Source organism: Pontibacter sp. SGAir0037, from assembly GCF_005491705.1.
Lineage (GTDB): Bacteria > Bacteroidota > Bacteroidia > Cytophagales > Hymenobacteraceae > Pontibacter.
Window position 1 is genome coordinate 845,595 of the sequence record NZ_CP028092.1, and the last position, 20,850, is coordinate 866,444.

Annotated in this window: 22 protein-coding genes; 6 read left to right on the forward strand and 16 right to left on the reverse strand. The window is 44.4% G+C overall.

The genetic code is table 11. The features are described from left to right. Nucleotides 1–27: 27 nt before the first annotated feature. The 6 genes from C1N53_RS03395 to C1N53_RS03420 all read right to left on the reverse strand — a co-directional run bounded on the left by C1N53_RS03395 (nucleotide 28) and on the right by C1N53_RS03420 (nucleotide 6,635). Nucleotides 28–1,143, reverse strand: a complete 1,116-nt coding sequence (locus C1N53_RS03395; RefSeq protein ID WP_137757983.1) for an AMP-binding protein — start codon at nucleotides 1,141–1,143, stop codon at nucleotides 28–30. A 184-nt stretch (nucleotides 1,144–1,327) separates the two neighbouring features. Further along, nucleotides 1,328–2,152 (reverse strand): 1,4-dihydroxy-2-naphthoyl-CoA synthase, encoded by an 825-nt coding sequence (menB, locus tag C1N53_RS03400; protein WP_137757984.1) that lies wholly within the window; start codon nucleotides 2,150–2,152, stop codon nucleotides 1,328–1,330. A 225-nt stretch (nucleotides 2,153–2,377) separates the two neighbouring features. Next, nucleotides 2,378–2,833, reverse strand: a complete 456-nt coding sequence (locus C1N53_RS03405; protein ID WP_137757985.1) for a DoxX family protein — start codon at nucleotides 2,831–2,833, stop codon at nucleotides 2,378–2,380. A 247-nt stretch (nucleotides 2,834–3,080) separates the two neighbouring features. After that, entirely contained in the window at nucleotides 3,081–4,784 is a 1,704-nt protein-coding gene (menD, locus tag C1N53_RS03410) for a 2-succinyl-5-enolpyruvyl-6-hydroxy-3-cyclohexene-1-carboxylic-acid synthase (RefSeq protein WP_137757986.1), read from the reverse strand. A gap of 205 nt (nucleotides 4,785–4,989) precedes the next feature. After that, nucleotides 4,990–6,210 carry an isochorismate synthase gene (locus C1N53_RS03415; protein ID WP_137757987.1) on the reverse strand — a complete coding sequence of 407 codons (1,221 nt, stop codon included), beginning with the start codon at nucleotides 6,208–6,210 and terminating at the stop codon, nucleotides 4,990–4,992. 2 nt (nucleotides 6,211–6,212) lie between these two features. Further along, a complete protein-coding gene (locus tag C1N53_RS03420; RefSeq protein WP_137757988.1) occupies nucleotides 6,213–6,635 on the reverse strand; it encodes a hotdog fold thioesterase in 423 nt (140 codons plus the stop codon). A 59-nt stretch (nucleotides 6,636–6,694) separates the two neighbouring features. Here C1N53_RS03420 and C1N53_RS03425 point away from each other — a divergent pair, with 59 nt between their 5' ends. Together C1N53_RS03425 and C1N53_RS03430 are read left to right on the forward strand one after the other, a co-directional pair. Next, nucleotides 6,695–7,333: a histidine phosphatase family protein gene (locus C1N53_RS03425; RefSeq protein ID WP_137757989.1), complete on the forward strand. Its 639-nt coding sequence runs from the start codon at nucleotides 6,695–6,697 to the stop codon at nucleotides 7,331–7,333. 119 nt (nucleotides 7,334–7,452) lie between these two features. Beyond that, a complete protein-coding gene (locus C1N53_RS03430; protein ID WP_137757990.1) occupies nucleotides 7,453–9,162 on the forward strand; it encodes a pyruvate dehydrogenase complex dihydrolipoamide acetyltransferase in 1,710 nt (569 codons plus the stop codon). Nucleotides 9,163–9,348: 186 nt separating this feature from the next. On the opposite strand, the gene C1N53_RS03435 is transcribed toward C1N53_RS03430, so the two are convergent. Together C1N53_RS03435 and C1N53_RS03440 are read right to left on the reverse strand one after the other, a co-directional pair. Then, nucleotides 9,349–9,864 carry a hypothetical protein gene (locus C1N53_RS03435; protein ID WP_137757991.1) on the reverse strand — a complete coding sequence of 172 codons (516 nt, stop codon included), beginning with the start codon at nucleotides 9,862–9,864 and terminating at the stop codon, nucleotides 9,349–9,351. A gap of 264 nt (nucleotides 9,865–10,128) precedes the next feature. Then, nucleotides 10,129–10,758 (reverse strand): NAD(P)H-dependent oxidoreductase, encoded by a 630-nt coding sequence (locus C1N53_RS03440; RefSeq protein WP_137757992.1) that lies wholly within the window; start codon nucleotides 10,756–10,758, stop codon nucleotides 10,129–10,131. A gap of 103 nt (nucleotides 10,759–10,861) precedes the next feature. Here C1N53_RS03440 and C1N53_RS03445 point away from each other — a divergent pair, with 103 nt between their 5' ends. After that, nucleotides 10,862–11,218, forward strand: a complete 357-nt coding sequence (locus C1N53_RS03445; protein ID WP_371415950.1) for a winged helix-turn-helix transcriptional regulator — start codon at nucleotides 10,862–10,864, stop codon at nucleotides 11,216–11,218. Between the two features lie 7 nt (nucleotides 11,219–11,225). On the opposite strand, the gene C1N53_RS03450 is transcribed toward C1N53_RS03445, so the two are convergent. Continuing rightward, nucleotides 11,226–11,540: a hypothetical protein gene (locus tag C1N53_RS03450; RefSeq protein WP_137757993.1), complete on the reverse strand. Its 315-nt coding sequence runs from the start codon at nucleotides 11,538–11,540 to the stop codon at nucleotides 11,226–11,228. 200 nt (nucleotides 11,541–11,740) lie between these two features. Then, the gene (locus C1N53_RS03455; RefSeq protein ID WP_137757994.1) at nucleotides 11,741–12,487 is read right to left on the reverse strand and encodes an SDR family NAD(P)-dependent oxidoreductase; all 747 of its coding nucleotides are present in this window, start codon (nucleotides 12,485–12,487) and stop codon (nucleotides 11,741–11,743) included. Nucleotides 12,488–12,593: 106 nt separating this feature from the next. Here C1N53_RS03455 and C1N53_RS03460 point away from each other — a divergent pair, with 106 nt between their 5' ends. After that, nucleotides 12,594–12,950 carry a helix-turn-helix domain-containing protein gene (locus C1N53_RS03460; protein ID WP_240773373.1) on the forward strand — a complete coding sequence of 119 codons (357 nt, stop codon included), beginning with the start codon at nucleotides 12,594–12,596 and terminating at the stop codon, nucleotides 12,948–12,950. A 187-nt stretch (nucleotides 12,951–13,137) separates the two neighbouring features. Here C1N53_RS03460 and C1N53_RS03465 read toward each other — a convergent pair whose 3' ends face one another. The 5 genes from C1N53_RS03465 to C1N53_RS03485 all read right to left on the reverse strand — a co-directional run bounded on the left by C1N53_RS03465 (nucleotide 13,138) and on the right by C1N53_RS03485 (nucleotide 15,826). Next, complete coding sequence (locus C1N53_RS03465) at nucleotides 13,138–13,878, reverse strand: SDR family oxidoreductase (protein ID WP_137757995.1); 741 nt, start codon at nucleotides 13,876–13,878, stop codon at nucleotides 13,138–13,140. 76 nt (nucleotides 13,879–13,954) lie between these two features. Continuing rightward, entirely contained in the window at nucleotides 13,955–14,521 is a 567-nt protein-coding gene (locus C1N53_RS03470; protein ID WP_137757996.1) for a Crp/Fnr family transcriptional regulator, read from the reverse strand. 144 nt (nucleotides 14,522–14,665) lie between these two features. Beyond that, complete coding sequence (locus C1N53_RS03475) at nucleotides 14,666–14,989, reverse strand: type II toxin-antitoxin system PemK/MazF family toxin (protein ID WP_137757997.1); 324 nt, start codon at nucleotides 14,987–14,989, stop codon at nucleotides 14,666–14,668. Continuing rightward, nucleotides 14,980–15,225, reverse strand: coding sequence for an AbrB/MazE/SpoVT family DNA-binding domain-containing protein (locus C1N53_RS03480; protein ID WP_137757998.1), 246 nt, complete (start codon nucleotides 15,223–15,225; stop codon nucleotides 14,980–14,982). The genes C1N53_RS03475 and C1N53_RS03480 overlap by 10 nt, the downstream gene beginning before the upstream one ends. Before the next feature lie 157 nt (nucleotides 15,226–15,382). Beyond that, nucleotides 15,383–15,826: a hypothetical protein gene (locus C1N53_RS03485; protein WP_137757999.1), complete on the reverse strand. Its 444-nt coding sequence runs from the start codon at nucleotides 15,824–15,826 to the stop codon at nucleotides 15,383–15,385. 474 nt (nucleotides 15,827–16,300) lie between these two features. Here C1N53_RS03485 and hslV point away from each other — a divergent pair, with 474 nt between their 5' ends. Beyond that, nucleotides 16,301–16,840 (forward strand): ATP-dependent protease subunit HslV, encoded by a 540-nt coding sequence (hslV, locus tag C1N53_RS03490; RefSeq protein ID WP_137758000.1) that lies wholly within the window; start codon nucleotides 16,301–16,303, stop codon nucleotides 16,838–16,840. A 273-nt stretch (nucleotides 16,841–17,113) separates the two neighbouring features. Beyond that, a complete protein-coding gene (locus C1N53_RS03495) occupies nucleotides 17,114–18,085 on the forward strand; it encodes a deoxyhypusine synthase family protein (protein WP_137758001.1) in 972 nt (323 codons plus the stop codon). 146 nt (nucleotides 18,086–18,231) lie between these two features. Here the strand turns inward: C1N53_RS03495 and C1N53_RS03500 are convergent, their stop codons facing one another. Then, a complete protein-coding gene (locus C1N53_RS03500; RefSeq protein WP_137758002.1) occupies nucleotides 18,232–20,823 on the reverse strand; it encodes a M1 family aminopeptidase in 2,592 nt (863 codons plus the stop codon). Nucleotides 20,824–20,850: the final 27 nt, after the last annotated feature.

Sequence of the window (20,850 nt, forward strand, 5' to 3'; positions counted from 1 at the left end):
TAAAGAATCTGTTTCCTGCTGTATCGCTTATATCGGCTCCAGCCCCAGTTTCTGCAATGTTTTCTGTTTAGAGACCTTGCCTGTGTTCGTTTCGGAGAAAGAAGGGCTGTAGTATAACTCTCTTGGTACTTCAAATTTCTGGAGCAGTGTTTTGAGCTTGGTGAAGAGCGTTTGCTCTACCTCTTCCGGCAGCTTTTCTCCTTCAATCAGAAGCACTATTTTCTCGCCTAACAGTTCGTCTGGTTGTGGGGCTACAAAAAAGCGGGGCTGTTGCGGCAGCTCCATCAATGCCTCGGCAATAGCTACTTCTACTTTTTCGCTTTGTATTTTCACACCACCTGAGTTGATGGTGTTATCTACCCGGCCAATCCACCTGAAGCGGGTAGGGGTAAGCAATTCTACCAGGTCGTTGGTAACGATAGTTTCGTTGCTGGTAATGTCTCCGGTAATAGTCAGGCAGCCACGTTTATCCTGCCCGATCTGGATGCTGTCCAACACTTCGTAATATTCTGCAGCTTTAGGACCGTTAAGCAGGCGAAGGGCTATATGAGAGGCAGTTTCTGTCATGCCATACGTATGGTATACCGGTGTTTTCAGCTGCTGTAGCTTCCGCTGCAACGATAAGCCTACGGGTGCGCCACCTACCAGAATACCCTTCATTCCGTTCAGCACCGCAGGACCATAAGTTACGTCTTCCAGTATAGTTTGCAGCTGCAGCGGCACAAAAGATGCAAAGTCGATGCGGGTGCCTTCGGGAAGGAGTTTGAAGGGATTAGAAACCGGTTCTACAATAAACATCTGCAATCCTGCCTCAAAACCACGCACCAGCATCATCAGTCCTGCAATGTAATCTGTGTTGAGGCAGATAAGGGTTTGGTCGTACTCCCGAAGTCCCAGTAATTTGATAGTGCGCCTGGCACTGATTTCCAGCTGTTTGCGACTAAGGTGAATGCGTTTGGGTTCGCCGGTTGAACCCGAGGTTTGGATTGGGAATTCCTGTACGCCTGTCAGCCAGCTTCTGCAAAACTCCAATGTTTTAGCTTCATAGCCGTTCAGGGGGATACTGTTGCGAAAAGAGTAATCAGCTATTTCGTCGTAGTAAAATTTTTTTCCGTTGAGCAGGAGTGCCTTTTCTGGTGCCATTTGAATAGAAGTCTGTTATCAGAAATCTGTTTGCCGTGTAGCCAAATTTTCTGTTTGAGAACCTATGTACGTAGATTTGAAAAGTGGAAGCTATAAAAATTAAAGCAAGAAGAGCAGGTAAGGTTATTTTTCCCGCACCTGCTCTTCTTGCTTTATAGCAAATAGTTACCCTTGCATGAAAAAATCATGGGAACTTAGGGTATTTTGAAAAGTCCGGCTTACGCTTCTGCAGGAAAGAGTCTTTGCCCTCCTTTGCTTCGTCGGATAAGTAGTAAAGTAAGGTGGCATCGCCAGCGAGTTGCTGAATACCAGCCTGTCCGTCTAACTCTGCGTTAAAAGATGCTTTGAGCATACGGAGAGCCAGCGGGCTTTTTTCCAGTATTTTTTCGCACCACTGTACGGTAGTTTCTTCCAATTGGTCGAGTGGCACCACTTTGTTTACCAATCCCATTTGTAGGGCATCCTGCGCATCGTACTGGTCGCATAGGTACCAGATTTCACGTGCCTTTTTCTGTCCTACTATACGGGCAAGGTAAGAAGCACCAAAACCACCATCGAAAGAACCAACTTTAGGTCCTGTTTGTCCGAAACGTGCATTGTCAGCTGCTACTGTCAGGTCGCATACCACATGCAGCACGTGGCCTCCGCCTATGGCCCAGCCTGCCACCATGGCAATTACCGGCTTCGGAATGCGGCGGATCTGCATTTGCAGGTCCAGCACGTTCAGGCGGGGAACCGCATCATCGCCTACATAACCGCCATGCCCGCGCACGCTCTGGTCGCCGCCGCTGCAGAAAGCTTTACCGCCTTCACCGGTCAGGATAATCACGCCAACCTCCTGGTTCTGGCGTGCCAGCTCCATGGCTTCGCTCATTTCCATCACAGTAAGCGGGGTAAAGGCATTATGCACCTGCGGGCGGTTAATGCTGATTTTGGCTATGCCGTTGTAGTATTGGAAAAGAATCTCTTTGTATTCTTTTAATGTGGTCCAGTTATACTTGCTTTCCATTTAAAACAATTATCTGTGTAGTGTACGATATGGCAACAAATTGTTCTTCCGAAGCATCAGCTGCCGCTTTTATGCTGTAAAAGTACTACATAAACGCTATTGTTCTAAACGGGGATGTGTTTTTTGATGTATATGGCTGATTTTTAAAAGCTAATGGTTCCGGTAAAAAGCATAGGACAAACTTAGAGCCTGATCAAGTGTATCAGAAGGAAGTGAAGCAGCACTTTAATACAAGATGTCTGTTTCTGGTTTACGAATGAGGTGATCAACAGAGAAACGGCCTGAGCCAAAGATAAAGAAGAAGATCAGCAGGGCCAGCACGAGCACCGAAATCCATAGCTCTACGTTACCGGCACTAAATCCTCTTAAAGAGTTGATAAAGAATACGGCACCTATAAGAATTGGCAGTTGAAATAAGATAGCCACCCGTGTTACCAGCCCAATAGCTATGAGTATTCCGCCTACCAAGTGTGCAAAAGCTACGTAATGCGCCAAGCCTAACGATAACCAGCCGAACTGGTTCTGGCCCAGTAAATTCTGAATGGCTCCTGTATCCTGAATAAAGAATACACCTTTTATGAAAATAAAAAGGCCTAAGCCAATGCGGAGAAAATCAATCCAGAGCGGGTGGTGCGTATCTGCCCAGTGCTCCAGTGTGTGCATATCTCGGGAAAGATTCATAGGATGATAGTTTTAGGTACTAAACAATTGACAACTAATTATTTAAACGTTTTTCATAAATTTTTGGGTATTGTAAAGAGAGATGATTTTTTGCCGATGATGCACTGAAAGAGCTGTTCTGCCATGAAAGGAACACAGACTTCGGGAAAGCGGAACAAGATGTGAAAGAGCACCAATGAACCAGGATATTTTAAAGCTGGTTCATTGGTGCAAAGCTGTTGACAGCCTTAAACGATGTCAGGCAATTCTATAATGTTTTTCTTAACGCCTGCTTGTATGCTGCAAAGGCAGCTGCATTCTCTTTGCTGTCTGTAAAGATTTCCAGAATTGATGCACCTGCATTTGCAGCGAAAAAATGCGGAAGTTGCTTTTCCAGTTCTGCCAACGAGTGACAGGCTGTATACTGCATTTTAAAATCCCTGGCTGTATTTTCGGCCTGAAGTGGCTGGCGGGTTTCAAAAAACTCTTCCAGCTCCGGCTGCTGTTTCGGGCCTTCTATCAACCTGAAAATACCTCCGGCGTGGTTATTTAACAGAACAATGCGCAGGTTCTGGGGCAGGTAATTATGCCATAAGCCATTGCGGTCGTAAAAGAAGGCCAGGTCGCCGGTGAGTAAGGTGGTTATGTGGGGGCTGGTAAGGGCACAGCCAACTGCAGTGCTGGTACTGCCGTCTATGCCGCTGGTGCCTCTGTTAGCAAAAACAGCAATATCCTTGTCAGCAGGTAAACCAAGTATATTGGCATAGCGCACAGCCATACTGTTGGCTAAGTGCAGGTTTCCGGGCTGCGGAAGCTGTTGGAGCACCCTGGCCAATACACTTAACTCGCTGTACCCGGCAGATGAGGTATACTGCTGCAGAAAGTCTCCTGCTTTATGGTTGAGGTTCTGCCAGTTCTTTGCAAAAGAGGTGGCTACAGCTGTAACTGGTTCTGTTGCCAGTAAGCTGAAAAAACTATCCGGTTCGCAACGGACAATCTTCGTGAGTGCCTGAAAAGTATCGGCAGCCTGGCCAGCAGGTTGCACATGCCAGTGCGCCTTTGGTTTGTATTTGCGCAAATGCAGCTTCAGGCTTTTGGAGATAATGGATTTGCCAAATGTGATAAGCAGGTCAGGCTGCAGGCTGAGAAGCTTCTCCTCATCCGGACAGGCCAGCAGGGCATCCTGGTAACGGATAGCTTCAGGGAGGGAATGTACATTGGAAATAATGTCTCCGGCCACTACGGCACCAGTTGCCTGAACAAATTTACGCAGGTTTTTAAGTAGTGCAGGGTTATAGTTGTCCTGCCCGGCTACTACCAATATCCGTGGATAATGCTGTAGGTCAGCCTGTAGTCTGGAAGCCTGATCAGCGGATAGAGGATAAGTATTATGCTCCTCTTCAATAACTTTCACTGTTTCATCAAAGCGGATCTCTTCACCTGGAGGCGGATAAAAAGGCTCCCGCAAAGGAATATTGATGTGTACCGGTCCGGCTGGGTAGGAGGTGGTATGATTCAGTGCTTCCGAAACTAACCGGTTACTGTGCCAGATGGCGTCTTTATGATCGAGGTCTACCGGAAAAGTATAGCTGTTTTTGATATGCTGCCCATATACGTGCTGCTGCCGAATGGTTTGCCCGTCGAGCTGATCGATCCACTCTGGCGGACGGTCGGCCGTAAGCACGAGCAATGGTACCTGTAAAAAGAAAGCTTCCGCAACAGCCGGCGCATAGTTTAATGCAGCCGTACCCGACGTACAGATAATAACCGTTGGTTTTCCTGTTGTTTGTGCCATGCCCAGCGCTATGAAAGCTGCCGCACGCTCATCGCTAACCGTCCGGACCTTCAGCTTCGGATGGCGGGCAAACGCAATGGTTAAGGGAGCGCAACGGGAACCAGGCGATAGCACCACATTTTCTACTCCTTTCTGAGCACAGATTTCAGCAATATTTACAACAGGTTGAAGGATCATGGGTTTTTAATTAATGTGCTAATTCTTAATGTGCTAATGTGGTAGCTAAGATAATGTCAAAAAAACAATGCTGAACTGGTTAGTTACCAGGATATTTTATATAAAATGGTTGAACAGAGACTGTTCCTATAATCATTCAAATCAAGTCAATTACTATTGAAGCCGAACCTCCGACCAGCACATTAGTACATTAAAAATTAGCATATTAACTGCTTTCAAACCGGCTTAAAACCTGGTGCATGGTTTGCATTTTGTGCTGGGTTTCCTGCCATTCCTTTTCGGGGGAAGACTCCCCGGTGATACCGGCGCCTGCATATAGTACGGCTGCATCGGAAAGTATCTGCATACAGCGCAGGTTCACGTAAAGGTGTGTGCCTGCAGGGCTGTTACAGGGGCCCAGGTAGCCGCTGTAGTAGCTGCGGTTATAGCCTTCATGCGCCTGAATAAATTGTAGAGCCGGTTCTTTGGGAAGTCCGCAAATGGCAGACGTCGGGTGTAAGAGATGCAGCATATCAGTACCGAGCCTGGGAAAGTCCACCTCTTTCATGTCTACTTTAAAATCGGTGCGCAGGTGCATCAGTTTACCGGCTACCACTGTTTTAGGTCCTACTTCAGTATACTCGCGCAGTCTCAGTTTTTTAAAGCAGCTCAGGATGTAGCGCTCCACCATGCCCTGCTCTTCAATTTCCTTTTGTCGCCAGATTGCCTCCGATACATCTTCTACGGCAGGTTGCGTACCGGCTAAAGCCACCGTTCGGAAAATTTGCTGCTGATCTATACTAACCAGAATTTCAGGGGAAGCGCCCATCCAGGTGCCTGCACCGGGTACTGAAACAAGCGAAACAAAAGCTCTGGGGTAGGCACTGCGCATGGCTGCGTTTGCTTCCAGTATATCAAAAGCGGCGGGAAGGGGATAGGTCCGGTTTCTGGATAATACCACTTTCTCCATCTGCTCTTCCCTAATAACGCTTACAGCTTCGGCAACAGCATTTTTAAAATTCTCTTCTGTTTGTGCAGAAGGAGGGTTCGTGCCGGAGGCAGCATGCCAGCCAGTATTGATTTTCTGTTGTTGAAGCGTGGCCATAAATGCTGCCTGGCTTTCCTGGGAAACACCCTCCCGTACTGTAAGCGAGCCCGAAGTAGCATCAAAGTAAACATCGGCTTGTATAAAAAGGTTTTTCTGATTGTCCTTTTCTTCGAAAGGGCAGAAAAAGAAGCCGAAAGGACTTTCCTCCAGCACAGGCTGCGCTACGATCAGGTTCTTCTGAAATGAAACGCAGGCCTGCACCTGTGTGGTATCGGGTAGCCGCCAAACTGCAATAGGCAACCCTTGTTGAATAGCTGTTTTAAAAAAATGCTCTAATGTATAGGCCGGGCCTGCGCCCGTGTTTTCTCCGTCTCCGAAGGCAAATGCTGCCTCTGTCATTCTTATCCTTTTTTATCTATCACTGCCACCGTCATACGACTTAGGCACACTAAGTCTCCTGCTTCGTTCGAAATAACAGTTTCCCATATCTGGGTAGTGCGGCCCACATGCACGGCACTGGATTTGCCATAAACCCAGCCTTCGCGCACCCCTCGCACATGGTTTGCGTTTATTTCTAAACCAACACAGGCTTTTGTTGCTAAATCTACCTGAAGGGCAGCACCCAGGCTGGCGAGCGTTTCTGCCAGGGCAACCGAGGCACCACCGTGTAAAAGCCCCATGGGCTGGTGCGTGCGGTGGTCCACCGGCATCTTTCCGCACAGGTATTTATCACCTATTTCGGTAATTTCGATACCCAGGTGCTCCATCATGGTATTTTTTCGCCACTCGTTTACCTGCTCTAACGTATGTATAGCTTTGTGCATAGCAAGATGCTGCCTAAATTTGCAGTCTAAAGATTTAACAGGGCAAAAGTAGAACAATTTTGAGTATTAAGAAAGTATACCTGATCCGCCACGGGCAAACCGACTACAACCTGCAGGGCATTGTGCAGGGCAGTGGAATAGATTCTGATCTGAATGCAGAGGGACGTAAACAGGCAGCCTCTTTTTTCGAAAAGTATAAGGATGTTCCGTTTGATAAAGTTTATACTTCAGCTCTGAAAAGAACGATGCAGTCGGTACAGGGATTCCTGGACATGGGGCTGCCGCACGAGCAGCATGCCGGGCTGAACGAGATCAGCTGGGGCCACAGAGAGGGCACCCGTATCACCCCGGAAGAAGATGCTTATTATTATGGTGTGCTTCGCACCTGGGAAGAAGGCAATACCTCGGTACCGATAGAAGGAGGTGAAAGTCCGGAAATGGTGGCTGCCCGGCAGAAACCATTTATTGATCTAATGCTGAGCAGGCCGGAGGAGAAAACGATCCTGATCTGCATGCATGGCCGGGCAATGCGGGTTTTATTATGCCAGCTGCTCAACTACCCGCTTCGGTGCATGGATAAGTTCGAGCACCTGAACCTGTGTCTCTATGAGCTGGATTATACCGGTACTATGTTCACAGTGAAGAAGTACTGCGATGTGTCGCATGCTTACGGGCAGGACAAGCCGCTGGTAGGTTAGCAAACAAAGCTGAACAAATAACACAAGGATAGTTTGAATAAAATATTTTTAGCTATATTTTTGGGCAGATTATTCTGATTATACACGACCTAAAAGGCAAAACACATAACACGATATTTATGGCTGAAGTGATACGTATGCCTAAGATGAGCGACACGATGACGGAGGGGGTGATAGCATCTTGGCTAAAGAAAGAAGGCGATAAGGTGAGCGCAGGCGACATCTTAGCCGAAGTTGAAACCGATAAGGCAACGATGGAGCTGGAGTCTTACGAAGATGGTACTCTCTTGTACATTGGTCCGAAAAAGGGCGATGCTGTACCTGTAGATGCTGTTATTGCCATTATTGGTAATGCTGGCGAAGACATTGCCGATCTGGTGGCACAGGCCAAAGGCGAAAAGAGCGCTCCTGCAGCAGCTCCTGCTCCTGAACCTAAGAAAGAAGAGGCCCCTGCAGCTCCGGCTAAAAAAGAGCCAGCTGTTCCGAAGGCTGATATCAAAGCTACTGTTATTAAAATGCCTAAAATGAGCGATACCATGACAGAAGGTGTGCTTGTTTCGTGGCTGAAGAAAACAGGCGATAAAGTAAAATCAGGCGATGTGCTGGCCGAAGTGGAAACCGATAAGGCAACCATGGAGCTGGAGTCGTATGAGGACGGTATCTTATTGTATACAGGTGTAAACGAAGGTGACTCTGTAGCTGTTGACGCCGTTATTGCGGTGATCGGTGAAGAGGGTGCCGACTACAAAGCATTGTTAGACGGTGGAAATGTTGCTGAATCCGGCGATCTGCCAGAGGATGTAGAAGCACGTTCAAGCGAAGAGAATGCAAAATCGGATGCGAACATTGCTTCCCGTGCCAATGAAGTAACCTCTGACAAAGTACAGCAGACTTCTGTACCTGCCCATGGAACCTCTGCCTCAGCTGCCACTGAAGATGGCGGCAGGATTAAAGCATCTCCGCTTGCAAAGAAAGTAGCGCAGGACAAAGGCGTTAATCTTTCTGATGTAAAAGGTTCGGGCGAGGGTGGCCGCATTGTGTTACGCGATGTAGAAAACTTTACTCCTTCTGCTCCAAAAGCGCAGGCTGCTCCACAGCCAGGTAAGCCAGCTGCTGCTCCGGCGCCGGCTGTGTTCGGTTCGCCGCAGGAGTCTTACGAAGAGGTGAATGTATCACAGATGCGTAAGGTGATTGCCCGTCGTCTGTCTGAAAGCCTGTTCACGGCTCCGCACTTCTACCTGACAATGGCCATTGATATGGATAAAGCCATGACAGCCCGTGCCAGCATGAACGAAGTTTCTCCGGTTAAAATATCTTTCAACGACATGGTTATCAAGGCCGCTGCTGTTGCGTTGCGTCAGCACCCGGCTGTTAACTCTTCGTGGTTAGGCGATAAGATCCGTTATAACAAGCACATCAACATTGGTGTAGCGGTAGCAGTAGATGAAGGCTTGTTGGTTCCGGTAGTACGCCATGCTGATTTTAAATCGCTTTCTGCCATTTCTTCTGAAGTGAAAGAGTTAGGCGGTAAAGCTAAGAATAAGAAATTACAGCCGTCAGAGTGGGAGGGAAGTACTTTCACGATCTCTAACCTGGGTATGTTCGGAATTGAAGAATTTACGGCTATTATCAACCCGCCTGATGCATGTATTATGGCAGTAGGTGGTATTTCACAGGTACCTGTTGTGAAAAACGGCCAGATCACGATTGGTAATGTGATGAAAGTTACTTTGTCTTGTGATCACCGTGTGGTAGATGGTGCGGTAGGATCCGCTTTCCTGCAAACATTTAAGAGCCTGCTGGAAGATCCGATCAGGTTACTGGTTTAATCTTCTGTAAAGGATAAACAAAAGCGCCTCTCTGTAAACGGAGAGGCGCTTTTGTTTTAAAAATTAGTGTTATTTAATTTAAATAGTTTGGTGCAACTTCAACCGATTCGATGAAACGCGCTGGTAAAAAGATGTTCTGTGTAGCAGAAAAGCTTTTTGGTAAGGGAGCCGTTTTAAATTTAATAGTTACTGCCTTAACCAGACCTGCCCATTGGCGGTTGTAAATGAGATTATGCCAGCCTCTTTGGCATAATAGATCTCTTTTATCTTGTCGCTTCTTTCTGCAGTAAATGAAAAAACAAGATGTAAAACACGATTGTAGTTTTGTCCGTTTAGGGTATAGTTGTTCAGGAGTTCTCCCTCAACGCCATAAGGGGTTAGGTATTCTTCGTTTGGCTTATCGCTGGTATTTACAGTCAGGTATTCGCTTTCGAAATCCTGCTTACTGCTGTTTGCAAAATCAGCGAACCTCTTTTCTGCCTGAATAGCAAAGCCCAAGTGTTCCTGCTGCCCTGTAAAGGTATAGGTCAGGAGCTGGTAATCGCCATGAATTCGCTTAATAACATCTTCTTTTACGCTAACTCTAAGCTGCTCCTGCGCGCCCGTATTACTGGTAAAGTGCAGTACAGCATTAGTCGCATGGGCCGTTACCCAGGCTTTGGTGGAAGCCGGAATTTCCTGCAGAACTAACTCTTCCTTCATCCTTGCCACAGCCATTTAAAACTAAAAGAAGCATGACCAGGCTGAGCAGCCTGAGGGGTAGCCAATAACGGTTCATATATAGTTAATTTCCTATAAGATACTCAAAACTTACGGAACGTTGCATGTGATGTAAAATAAATGTGGTGTTGTCCTGCCAGAAAATATACCTTAGGCGCAGCATTGGCCAAAACAAAGCTGAAGTTTACATTCCAGCTTTGTTTTGGCCAATGCTTTTTTGATGGTTTATTGCCTTTCTGGCTCTGCTTACACAATTTCGGTAATAAATTCCTCTTTTGGCAGCCTTACTTTTTTTTGCTTAGCCAAGAAGTCATTCTCTTCATCGCGGTAACCCAGGGCCAGCAGCACAACACTTTTCAAGCCCAGTTCTTTTAGCCCAAGCAGTGTGTCAAACTTCTCTGCATCAAAACCTTCCATTGGCGTAGCGTCTACCTTTAAATGTGCTGCTGCAATCAATCCTGTTCCCAATGCGATATACGCCTGTTTAGCCGACCAGATAAAGTTCTCCTCATCGGTTCTGCTAAGCAGGTAGCTTTCCAAAGAGTTTTTAAAATCTGCCAAGTTTTCTGCCGGTGTTTCTCTTACTTTTGCAACATATTGTATATACTTTTCTATGTGCTCCTTCCTGACAGCACTATAGGCTGCAAACACTAAAAGATGAGAGGCATCCGCTATTTGTGAGTTAAAAGAACCTTTCCCTAATTCTTTTCTTAATTCCTGGTTCTCTATCACAAAAAGCCTGTAAGGCTGCATACCCACTGATGAAGCCGAAAGATTGATGGCGTCTAGAATTGTTTGCAGCTTATCTTGTGAAACCTTTTTGCTGCTGAACTTTTTGGTGGCATATCGCCAGTGGAGGCTTTCTAATAAATCCATATCTGTTCTTGTTAATAAGTTGCCTCAAAGTTGAGAAATAATTGTTTATATTTGACACCTAGTGACAAAAAGTAATAGTGACATACAGGTAACAAGGTAACCTATGATGGAAACGAATCATGAAATTGAAACGCATGAATGCAAAAAGACCATTATGGCCGTGCATGATGCAATGGATGTACTCAACGGTAAATGGAAAATCTCTATTGTAGCCTCTCTCTGTTTCAACAAGAAGAGATACTCCGATATTCTAAGGGAAGTAACTGGTATTTCCGGTAAGATGCTCAGCAGGGAGTTGAAGGACATGGAAATGAATGAATTGATTAAACGAACTGTGCTGGATACGCAACCTGTTACTGTTGAATACGAACTCACAGAGTACGGACAGAAACTCAAGTCTGTTATTGAGCATCTTGCTACCTGGGGTACTGAGCACCGCAAAAAAATAATTGGGAAATAGGGGTGCTTTAAGTGTTATTAAGTGAAGCCGGTTTTATTCCGATCAATGTTTCTAGGTCTTCACTAAAGATTCCGAACTGATTGTTCTTTATGTCAGTAGCGAAACCTGTTTGTAAGAAAGCGAGAGGCTCAGGAACACCACCTTCTATTAATTGTTGGGCAAATGCAGTTGCTTCAACATCAGTGTATGAGCTGCTTCTTCCTGTCAGCTCGAAAGGAGCTTGAGCTACGTCGGTATAGGCATTCAGCTTACTGCCCGTAATTTCATATGATCTGTTTTCATGCCCGTTCTGAATTAACATAATGGCTGCTGCCTCGCCCATTTTTCTTCGAAGCGCGTAAGGCACTTTGCCATTTCTCACAGAGAGAAAAATACCTGTTTTAAAGATCTTTTCACCTACATAGCAAAGCAGCTCTACAGCATTAATGCTGTAGAGCTGCTTTGCTATGTCAACCGCCGGAATATCCGGCTGTCGTTACCCGCACGGACTGTTGTATTGCCCGAGCTGTTAGGTCGTTAGGTTTACTTCAGTGCATAACCAATATAACCACCGTCAACCAGTAATTCTGTTCCAGTAATAAAGCTTGCATTGTCGGAAGTCAGGAACAACACTGCTTTTGCAACTTCATCAGGATTGCCCATTCTTTGCAAAGCTGTAGTTGTGGCAAATTGCTTTTTTGTTTCATTGTCGGGAACTGCTTTGTCAAAACCTTCGGTTTGTGTTGGCCCGGGGCTCACAATGTTTACTCTCACTTTTCTTTCTGCCAATTCGTTTGCGGCAATCTGGGCAATTTTATTTACGGCACCTTTGGTTGCGGAATACACACTCGCATACATCTGAGATGTTGTTGCAACAGTTGATGATGTGAACAGCACTGATGCTCCTTCAGCCAAATGCGGTATGAGTTTTTGCAATGTAAAGTAATATCCTTTCACATTGGTATTGAACTGTGCATCGAAATCTGCTTCTGTTGTTTGTTCAATTGGTGTGAATATGGCTATTCCTGCGTTCAGGAAAAGCACGTCTATCTTACTTCCGCTTTCTGCAACTGATTTTTCTAAGTCGGCAATTCCTGCCAAATTTGAAGTATCCGACACAACCGTTTTCAATTTTGGATTGTCGATTTTAGCCGCTGCTTTTTGCAGATTTTCAGCACTTCTGCTTGTTATCCACACATTTGCTCCTGCGTTGATGAATGCTTTTGCGGTAGCAAATCCAATTCCTGTGCTTCCGCCCGTAATAACTACGTTTTTATTAGTGAAATCCATTTTTCAAATTATTTGCTGTTTAACAGCACAAATGTAGAGGAGATAAATTTATTTTCGTTACTTTGTAACTAAAAGTAACAGTAACTTTTGCGTAACAAAGTAACTTATGACGGAAATGGAATGCTTAAGCAGCGACAAGAATAAGAAGCGTATTATGGCTGTTCACGATGCCATGGACGTGCTGAACGGAAAATGGAAGATTTCTATTATTTCGTCTGTCTGCTATTACAACAAAAGGAGATTCTCCGATATTCTGAATGATGTAAAGGGAATTTCAAACAAGATGTTGAGCAAGGAATTGAAAGAGTTGGAAATGAACAAGCTCATTAAGCGGACGGTGTTAGATACACAACCTGTAACTGTTCAGTATCAACTTACAGAATATGGCAAAACGCTGCAAAACATAATTGATAATCTGGCTGACTGGGGAATAGAGCACCGAAAAGTAACTATTGGAAAATAATCGTTACCTGCAAGCCTAAACAGTTGTCCTGTTGTGATGATGTTTTGTCAGCTGGCGAAGGAGTGTCTATTTACAAAATAACTTTGCTGTTAACCTTACCGTTCACTGATTTCAGCAATAAAACATAATAGCGGTTTGGATACACCTAAACCGCTATTACTATCATTCCTTTGCTGTATACAGTTTTTTACCAAGGTATTTCGCCTGTTTCAGGGTTTGTCTCTTCGCTAAAGAATTTTCCTGTTGGTCCGTTCTGGTCTATCAACGCGTATTTTACAATGCGTTTTCCAGCTTCTTCAACTGCGCCTCCATTATAGTTCGTGAAATCAGTTTTAGTATAGCCAGGGCAAACTGCATTTATTTTGAAAGCCGTATCACGCAATTCGTAAGCTAATTGGACAGTGTACATATTCATAGCGGCTTTCGAAGCACCATATACCGCATATTTTGCATAGTTATAAGCCGGCCAACTCGGATCACTTTGCAGCGAAAGAGAACCCACGCTGGTACTTACATTTACAATTCTTGGTTCAGCCGATTTACGCAATAAGTAAATGAAAGCCTGTGTAACTCTTGCTACGCCAAATACATTGGTATTAAAGGCTGCCATAAACTGCTCTGTTTTTGCCTCAAGTGCGGTATAGGGTGGCTCACCTCCATTGATACCCGCATTATTGATAAGAACATCTAATACATCTGTTTTTAAGCCGATTTTTTCACGAGCTGCTTTTACAGAATTGTCGTCTGTGACATCTAATGGTATGGATTCTGCATTGGTTAGTCCTTCAGATTTTAGTTTTTCAACCGCTTTACGTCCGTTTTCTAAATCTCGGCTTCCCAGGTAAACATAAAAGCCTTTTTGCAATAGTTGTTTTGCTGTTTCGAAGCCTATGCCTTTGTTAGCTCCTGTTATTAATGCTGATTTCATTTTATAGTTTTTTTTATTGACAAACAAAATTGCTCTCCATAAAAATGAAATCGTTTACCATATGGTAAAAACAGTTTTAGCGGATGTTTTTTCGTATTCTACTCAATGATTGTTGCGTGACTCCCAGGTAGGATGCAATGTAAGCTAGCGGAACACGGTTGATTAGAGACGGATAGTTTTCTAAGAATTCTAAATAACGGGTAGTTGCATCCTGTGAAATAACCGGTCCTTTCCTGGATTTCTGGAACATACATATTTGAACCATCTTGCTCTTAATGTTATCCCAGCCTACAATTATATGTGAAAGCTCTTCCCAGTCTTGTTTTGAAAATAAAATGAGTTTACAGTCCGTACAGGCTTGCAGGTACTCCGAAGAAGCTATATTAACCTCAAAATTAATATAATCAACAACCAGATTATTTTCGCTGATAAAGCAACGGGTAATTTCTTCTCCTTTGTTGTTGTAGTAACAACCCCGAATCACACCTTCCACAATAAATCCAACCTGTCTTGGAATGTGTCCAGCTTCTGAAAAGTAATTGCCTTTTTGCAGGTTTGCTTTTATTGCTTTCTCTTCAATTACTTTAATTTGCTGTGCATTTAAATTGCCGAACTGTAAAACATATTCTATGAACTCTTTCATAGTCGCAATTTATACAAATTCAGTACTGGCAGATTTGTTAAATGGTAAAGATTGTGTGCAGTGTATGTTAACGTCTTGTGCAGCTGAAGCCCAAAGCGAAGCAAAGAGTTACGGCTGCACGAGGTTACCTATCACCATTTTTTATTAGTCCACAAAGGTTTCTTTTATCACACTTTTACAGGAAGCGACTTCTGAAGGGTTCAGGTTACCTAACACTTTAACAATGCGGACTTTGTCAATAGTCCTTATCTGGTCAATTACTACCCACCCCACTTGATTATTATGCTTCACTTTCACACGAGTAGGATAACTACGGCTCTGGGTAGTCATAGGTGCGATAACTACTGTTCTTAGGTTATAATTGATCTCATTGGGGGATATCACGACACAAGGCCTTGTTTTCTGTATTTCACTTCCTACAGTAGGGTCCAGATTTACCAGGACTATCTCATATTGACTTATTTCCATTCGTCAAAGCTTTCATCACCAAACACATCATCCAGTAACAGCTGGTCATCACCGTTCTCGTGCATTTTACTGAAAGCCTTTTCCCAACCTTTCCTTGGATGCTCAACTGGCTTTAAAATAATCTGACCCTTTTCCAGTATTAGCTCAACTTTATCTTTAATGTTATACCTATCCAGAATGGCCTTAGTCAGCCGTAGCCCCTTGGAATTCCCTATTTGGATGATTGATACTTCCATATGATTTTTATTTAATGTAATTACAAAGTTATTACATTAACGCTCATTTACAAGATAAAGTTCGATACGTTACTATGATAGGTAACGTGCTGGTCTATAAGGAGGCGAAGCTACCTTATAGTTTTGTTAGATTAAGTTTTTCTCTTCTTACTCTTAGTCAAGAATCTATATCATGCGCTTCCTGAAAATGAGCTTTTTTATTCAAGAACAAGTTGCATAAGGGGCAGATGCTTATTGTCAATAGAAAATATAATACCAGAGCTCTTGGATATGGATTTACATTGAATGCCCCCGCGACTGATGCTTCAGGCACGATTAATCCCATAATTACAAGCATTATGTAAAACAGCATGAATTTATAGAAAAAGCCCAACTCTTTCATTGGTATCAGAACATACATAAAACTATAAGGGATAAGGGTAAACAGTAAAAAGGACCAAGAAAAGTAGAATAGCGAAAAACCCCAAACAATGTAGATGAATGAAAGAGACTGCAATTGACTGAAACTTAAAATAGCATCTGTTGCAAAAACAAATACTCCTGAAAGTAACGGAAAAATAATCAGAGCAACCGCAATAAGTCTTATTAAGATAAATGCCATTTTATGAGTTCTGGTCTTGATAATTTAAATGAAGCAACTTCAATTTCTATAACTGAAATTTTATCCAACTACTCACTAGCCGGAGTACTACTCCTACTATCCGCACTATGTGTGGTTCTTTAACAGACTGTAATGAGCAGATTTGCCTTTAGCTCTGTAATATTTAAATTTAATAATATTCATCTTAAAAAGGATAATACTAAATTAAACTTAATTAATCTCTGCTGTAAGAGCAAAGCCTTGCATTTTGAGATTTAAAAGTTTTATACAACGCTTAATAAAGAATTGAGACGCTTACAACTATTGGTAAAAGCCTGTAAGCACCTACACCGCATACCTCTGTTGCTGATACTTTCGGCCAATTTGGCACATCTAAGCTCTTTGGCTTTTTCTTTGAAGAAAGTATAGCTTTACTGTTGGGAGTGGCAGAAGTGCCTTTTCCTGCGTATCAACAAGCAACATAACACAATTGCTATGACTAAAATCAGATCAACAACTGTAGTAGGTATTTATCATAATGGCGAAGTGGCATTGGGTGCCGACGGACAAGCAACTATGGACAAGCACATTGCAAAAAGTAATGTGAGAAAAGTACGAAAGCTGCTTGATGGGAAAATTGTAACAGGTTTTGCCGGCTCCACTGCCGATGCATTTACGCTGCTGGAGCGCTTCGAGGAAAAGCTGAATGCCTATAACAGCAATATGAAACGTGCTGCTATTGAGTTGGCAAAAGACTGGCGCAAAGACCAATACCTGCGCAAACTGGAAGCCATGATGGTGGTAGCCAATAAAGAAGAATTACTGATTATTTCGGGTACAGGCGATGTACTGGAACCAGATAATCAGATTGCAGCCATTGGCTCGGGTAGTATGTATGCACACGCTGCAGCGCTGGCACTTAAAAAGCACGCGCCGCATTTATCTGCAGAAGAAATGGTGAGAGAAAGTCTTAACATTGCCGCTGATATCTGTATCTACACGAACCACAACCTGATCATAGAAAAACCGGCTTAGAACAAGCACTGATGATGTTGCTGCAGGACTAAAATTATGCTGCTCATAGTAGACTTTTAGCCTTTGCTGCCTGAATTTTTGCTTTTCTAGTGGAATTATTTAGTTCAGAAATTGTTCTGAACTCGAATAAATAGGATAATATGCTGACATAGGAATTCGCCAGCAGCAACTGGTTTGAACTGCAACAGTTTATGCTCCGTAATTAATATCATTATTAATTCATAACTTGCGGGAGCAAGCTGTCCTGAGCGGGCAGGCTCTAAACCAATAAACATGGAAGTAACTAATTTCTTAAAGAAACACTACAAGCACTTTAATGCAGCCTCTGTGATAGACGCTGCCGAAGGTTACAAAACGCACCTGAATAATGGTGGTAAAATGCTCGTAACACTGGCTGGGGCCATGTCAACAGCTGAATTGGGTATTATTTTAGCAGAAATGATCCGCCAGGATAAAATTCATGCTATTTCCTGCACAGGTGCTAACCTGGAGGAAGATATCTTTAACCTGGTAGCACACGATTTCTATGAGCGTGTTCCACATTACCGCGAGCTATCTGCAGCTGATGAAGAGGCGCTTTTAAGCCGCCACCTGAACCGTGTAACAGATACCTGTATTCCGGAAGAGGAAGCGATGCGCCGTTTGGAGCACGTTGTATTAAAATACTGGGAAAAAGCCGATAAAGCTGGTGAATCGTATTTCCCGCACGAGTTCTTCTACCAGATGTTATTATCTGGCGATCTGGAGCAATATTACCAGATAGATCCGAAGAACAGCTGGATGCTGGAAGCGGCTAAAAAGAATCTGCCAATCATATGCCCGGGTTGGGAAGACTCTACCTTAGGTAATATCTATGCCGGCCACGTGATTAGCGGAGACATCAAGAACGTACATACTATGAAAACCGGTATCCAGTATATGATGGAGCTGGCGGAGTGGTATACTAATACAGCGAAAGAAGAATCTACTATTGGTTTCTTCCAGATTGGCGGAGGTATAGCGGGTGATTTCCCTATTTGCGTAGTGCCAATGCTGCACCAGGACTTACAGCGCGACGGTGTTCCGCTTTGGGGTTATTTTGCCCAGATATCTGATTCTACTACCAGCTATGGTTCTTACTCCGGTGCGGTGCCAAACGAGAAAATTACTTGGGGTAAATTAGGAAAAGATACACCTAAATTCATGATCGAGTCTGATGCTACCATTGTAGCTCCTTTGATTTTCGCGATTGTACTGGATATGTAATCCATAGAAGAGCTAGGTATTAGACAATAGATATTAGATTTTAGTAAAAAGCACCAGCCGGTAAACCGGCTGGTGCTTTCTTTTTGATGGCATAAAGCTGGTCGTTGTGCTCTAAAATGACTTTGTACCATTTTAGAACGAGACTTCTATCTGCCTGCCTCTCTTGCTTTCTCCGCTCTGAACACGCCGTCTGCTGCTTGTAGCACTTTTGCCCTTAGTTTCGGATTAAGATCAGAATTTTGCTGCAAAAACGTTCTGATTGATTCGGCTGCTTCAGAGCTTTGGTAAGAGCCGAATGTACTTTGCAGCCAGTTCGCAGGAAAGAAAATATCGCCGGTTAACTGGATTTCTTCAAGCAGCTCCAGGCTTTCTTGCAGGTATTGTTGCGATGTTTCCGCTCGTAAAGGGTGGTGCAGGTAAGCAAGAGCAGTAGTTACCCAAGCTTCTTTTTCCCGGTTTTCTCTTTGTTTCAGAGAAGCGAAAAAAGTATTGCGTGTAGCCGGGTCAGGCGATAAAGCAGGCATCAGGAAGCGCAGCCTGTTCTGGCGGTCAGGGTTTTTTATGCGCAGCAGCTGCTCTTCCAGCACAGGTCCCGGAAAGTTGCGCACTGCCAAAGCAAGGGCGAGCGAAGTATAATCATCTTCTGTAAGTGTTACGCCTGCAGGAGCCTGTTCTTTTTTCCAGACCTGGAACAGTTTGTCCTGTGCCTCTTTGGTAGTTGCCAGTTGCTGATAGGCTTTAAAAAATAATTTTCGGGCATTCGGCGCTTTCTGCTGCAGCATAGCGGCCCAGAGGCTACTTTCCAGTTTTGCTCCGAGCTCTTTTCGTTCCTGCGGCAGGGTGTATTGCCAGAAAACATCCTGCAGTTGCCCCAGAAGTAGTTTCTGGTTTAATTCTTCTGTTTCCTTTGCGGCCTCCTCTAAAGTAAAGGTGCGCATCACTGTAGGCGTTATATCGCGGCCATTCAGCATGCTTTCATACATGTTAATATAAGCCGAAGCACGCATTACCGGATCTTTAAGCCCTGAGACTGCAGCCAGGTTGTTCAGGTCAACAGGAAACTGGCCATAACCTTGACCCGAAGAGTTAAACAGGATGAAAAGCGGACGGGGCCTGCCTGCTGCTTCTTTTACCAATACCTGCTTCTCATGCATATTTACCGTAATCTCTTCTACATGATCTTTATAAACCAAGGCTACTTCAAACAATTGTGGCCAAAGCCTGTCTGATCCGTCTTCTCCTTTTTGTGTGATTGTAAGAGATGTAATTTCCTTGTCTTTGTATTCCAGTTGATAATCGAACTGCGGCCGCCCCGACTCATTTACCCACACCTGGTTCCAGGCCTGCAGGTCGATGGGAGTGCGTGCATCCAGTATCTCAATCAGGTCGGGCCAGGTGGCATTACCGAAAGCATATTGTTGCAGGTATACCTGTAGCCCTTGTTTAAAAGCTTCTTCGCCCATCAGCCTTTCCAGTTGCCGCATCACAATGGGAGCTTTATGGTAGATAATGTTGCCGTACATGGTGCCTGCGTCCTGCAGGTTATCAAGCTGCTGCCGGATTGGGTTAGCGCCTGCAGTACGATCAACGGCATAGGCAGCCGGAAAATGATCGAGCAGGAACTTAAGATCGAAGTTAGAGTCAGCCAGCGCTACTTTGGTAATTTTATCGGCCATAAAGTTGGCAAAGACTTCCTTCATCCAGACATCGTTGAACCATTGCATGGTAACCAGGTCTCCGAACCACATATGGGCAGTTTCGTGGGAGATAAGGCTGGAGCGCGAAATTTCCTGATCGCGTGTAGAACCTTCATCCAGAAAGAGCGACGAAGCTTTATAATCGATGGCACCGACATGCTCCATACCGCCATATTGGAAATCGGGTATAGCCACAAAGTCGAACTTCTGGAAAGGGTACGGAATCCGGGTATACTCCTGCATGTATTTGAGAGCATCGCCGTGTATCCTGAATATCTGGTCCAGGCTGTGGTTCAGCTTAGCCGTATCGGTTTCACGATGGTAAAAGTTCATCTCTCTGCCACCTGCTGTGCGGGTAACTTTAGAGAATTTGCCAGCAACAAATGAGAAAAGGTAGGTACTGATGGTATCAGACGCCACATAATGATATGTTTTTGTATCACCTGTCAGTACAGAGTCCTGAAGCGGGCCATTTGCCAGCGCCTGCCAATCTTGCGGTAAGGTAAGTGAAAGTGCAAAAGTGGCTTTTAGGTCGGGCTGATCGAAACATGGAAAAACGGTGCGTGCCCTGTCAGGCACCAGCAACGTATACAGGAAATCTTCGTTTCTGTTCAGCGAAAGGTTGCCAGCTATAAATTCTATCTCCACCTGGTTTTCCCCTTTCCGCAGATAGTTGGCTGGTAAAATAAGGTGCTCTTTTTCGAAGACAGGCGCAATTCTTTTCCGGTTAATGGTAACAGAGAGCACATGATCAGCCTGTTCTTTAAAATCTAGTTGCAGTGGCTCCTGCTTCTGTTTCAGGTGGAATTTTATAGTTTCGGAAGCCTGAATAGCCTCTTTTTTCTGCCTGGGAATATGTAGCTGTAGCTGGTAGCGGAGCTGACTTATGTTCTCCTTGCGGTGGGCTGCCAATGCCCTTGATACCCCTGCCTCTACAGGAATGGCAACAGTAGCAGGAGAGGAGCTTTTACAGGAACTTAGAAGTATGGATGCACCCAGAAGTAATACAGCTAGAGGTTTTTGAAATTCACTAAAATTCATATAAATACCTTAGGAGAGTAAAAGGTA

What these genes read in the sequence shown, in the direction of transcription:
- C1N53_RS03395 (WP_137757983.1), bottom strand. Translation starts at nt 1,143, where the DNA reads ATGGCACCAGAAAAGGCACTCCTGCTCAACGGAAAAAAATTTTACTAC.
- menB (WP_137757984.1), bottom strand. Translation starts at nt 2,152, where the DNA reads ATGGAAAGCAAGTATAACTGGACCACATTAAAAGAATACAAAGAGATT.
- C1N53_RS03405 (WP_137757985.1), bottom strand. Translation starts at nt 2,833, where the DNA reads ATGAATCTTTCCCGAGATATGCACACACTGGAGCACTGGGCAGATACG.
- menD (WP_137757986.1), bottom strand. Translation starts at nt 4,784, where the DNA reads ATGATCCTTCAACCTGTTGTAAATATTGCTGAAATCTGTGCTCAGAAA.
- C1N53_RS03415 (WP_137757987.1), bottom strand. Translation starts at nt 6,210, where the DNA reads ATGACAGAGGCAGCATTTGCCTTCGGAGACGGAGAAAACACGGGCGCA.
- C1N53_RS03420 (WP_137757988.1), bottom strand. Translation starts at nt 6,635, where the DNA reads ATGCACAAAGCTATACATACGTTAGAGCAGGTAAACGAGTGGCGAAAA.
- C1N53_RS03430 (WP_137757990.1), top strand. Translation starts at nt 7,453, where the DNA reads ATGGCTGAAGTGATACGTATGCCTAAGATGAGCGACACGATGACGGAG.
- C1N53_RS03435 (WP_137757991.1), bottom strand. Translation starts at nt 9,864, where the DNA reads ATGAAGGAAGAGTTAGTTCTGCAGGAAATTCCGGCTTCCACCAAAGCC.
- C1N53_RS03440 (WP_137757992.1), bottom strand. Translation starts at nt 10,758, where the DNA reads ATGGATTTATTAGAAAGCCTCCACTGGCGATATGCCACCAAAAAGTTC.
- C1N53_RS03445 (WP_371415950.1), top strand. Translation starts at nt 10,862, where the DNA reads ATGATGGAAACGAATCATGAAATTGAAACGCATGAATGCAAAAAGACC.
- C1N53_RS03450 (WP_137757993.1), bottom strand. Translation starts at nt 11,540, where the DNA reads ATGGGCGAGGCAGCAGCCATTATGTTAATTCAGAACGGGCATGAAAAC.
- C1N53_RS03455 (WP_137757994.1), bottom strand. Translation starts at nt 12,487, where the DNA reads ATGGATTTCACTAATAAAAACGTAGTTATTACGGGCGGAAGCACAGGA.
- C1N53_RS03460 (WP_240773373.1), top strand. Translation starts at nt 12,594, where the DNA reads ATGACGGAAATGGAATGCTTAAGCAGCGACAAGAATAAGAAGCGTATT.
- C1N53_RS03465 (WP_137757995.1), bottom strand. Translation starts at nt 13,878, where the DNA reads ATGAAATCAGCATTAATAACAGGAGCTAACAAAGGCATAGGCTTCGAA.
- C1N53_RS03470 (WP_137757996.1), bottom strand. Translation starts at nt 14,521, where the DNA reads ATGAAAGAGTTCATAGAATATGTTTTACAGTTCGGCAATTTAAATGCA.
- C1N53_RS03475 (WP_137757997.1), bottom strand. Translation starts at nt 14,989, where the DNA reads ATGGAAATAAGTCAATATGAGATAGTCCTGGTAAATCTGGACCCTACT.
- C1N53_RS03480 (WP_137757998.1), bottom strand. Translation starts at nt 15,225, where the DNA reads ATGGAAGTATCAATCATCCAAATAGGGAATTCCAAGGGGCTACGGCTG.
- C1N53_RS03485 (WP_137757999.1), bottom strand. Translation starts at nt 15,826, where the DNA reads ATGGCATTTATCTTAATAAGACTTATTGCGGTTGCTCTGATTATTTTT.
- hslV (WP_137758000.1), top strand. Translation starts at nt 16,301, where the DNA reads ATGACTAAAATCAGATCAACAACTGTAGTAGGTATTTATCATAATGGC.
- C1N53_RS03495 (WP_137758001.1), top strand. Translation starts at nt 17,114, where the DNA reads ATGGAAGTAACTAATTTCTTAAAGAAACACTACAAGCACTTTAATGCA.
- C1N53_RS03500 (WP_137758002.1), bottom strand. Translation starts at nt 20,823, where the DNA reads ATGAATTTTAGTGAATTTCAAAAACCTCTAGCTGTATTACTTCTGGGT.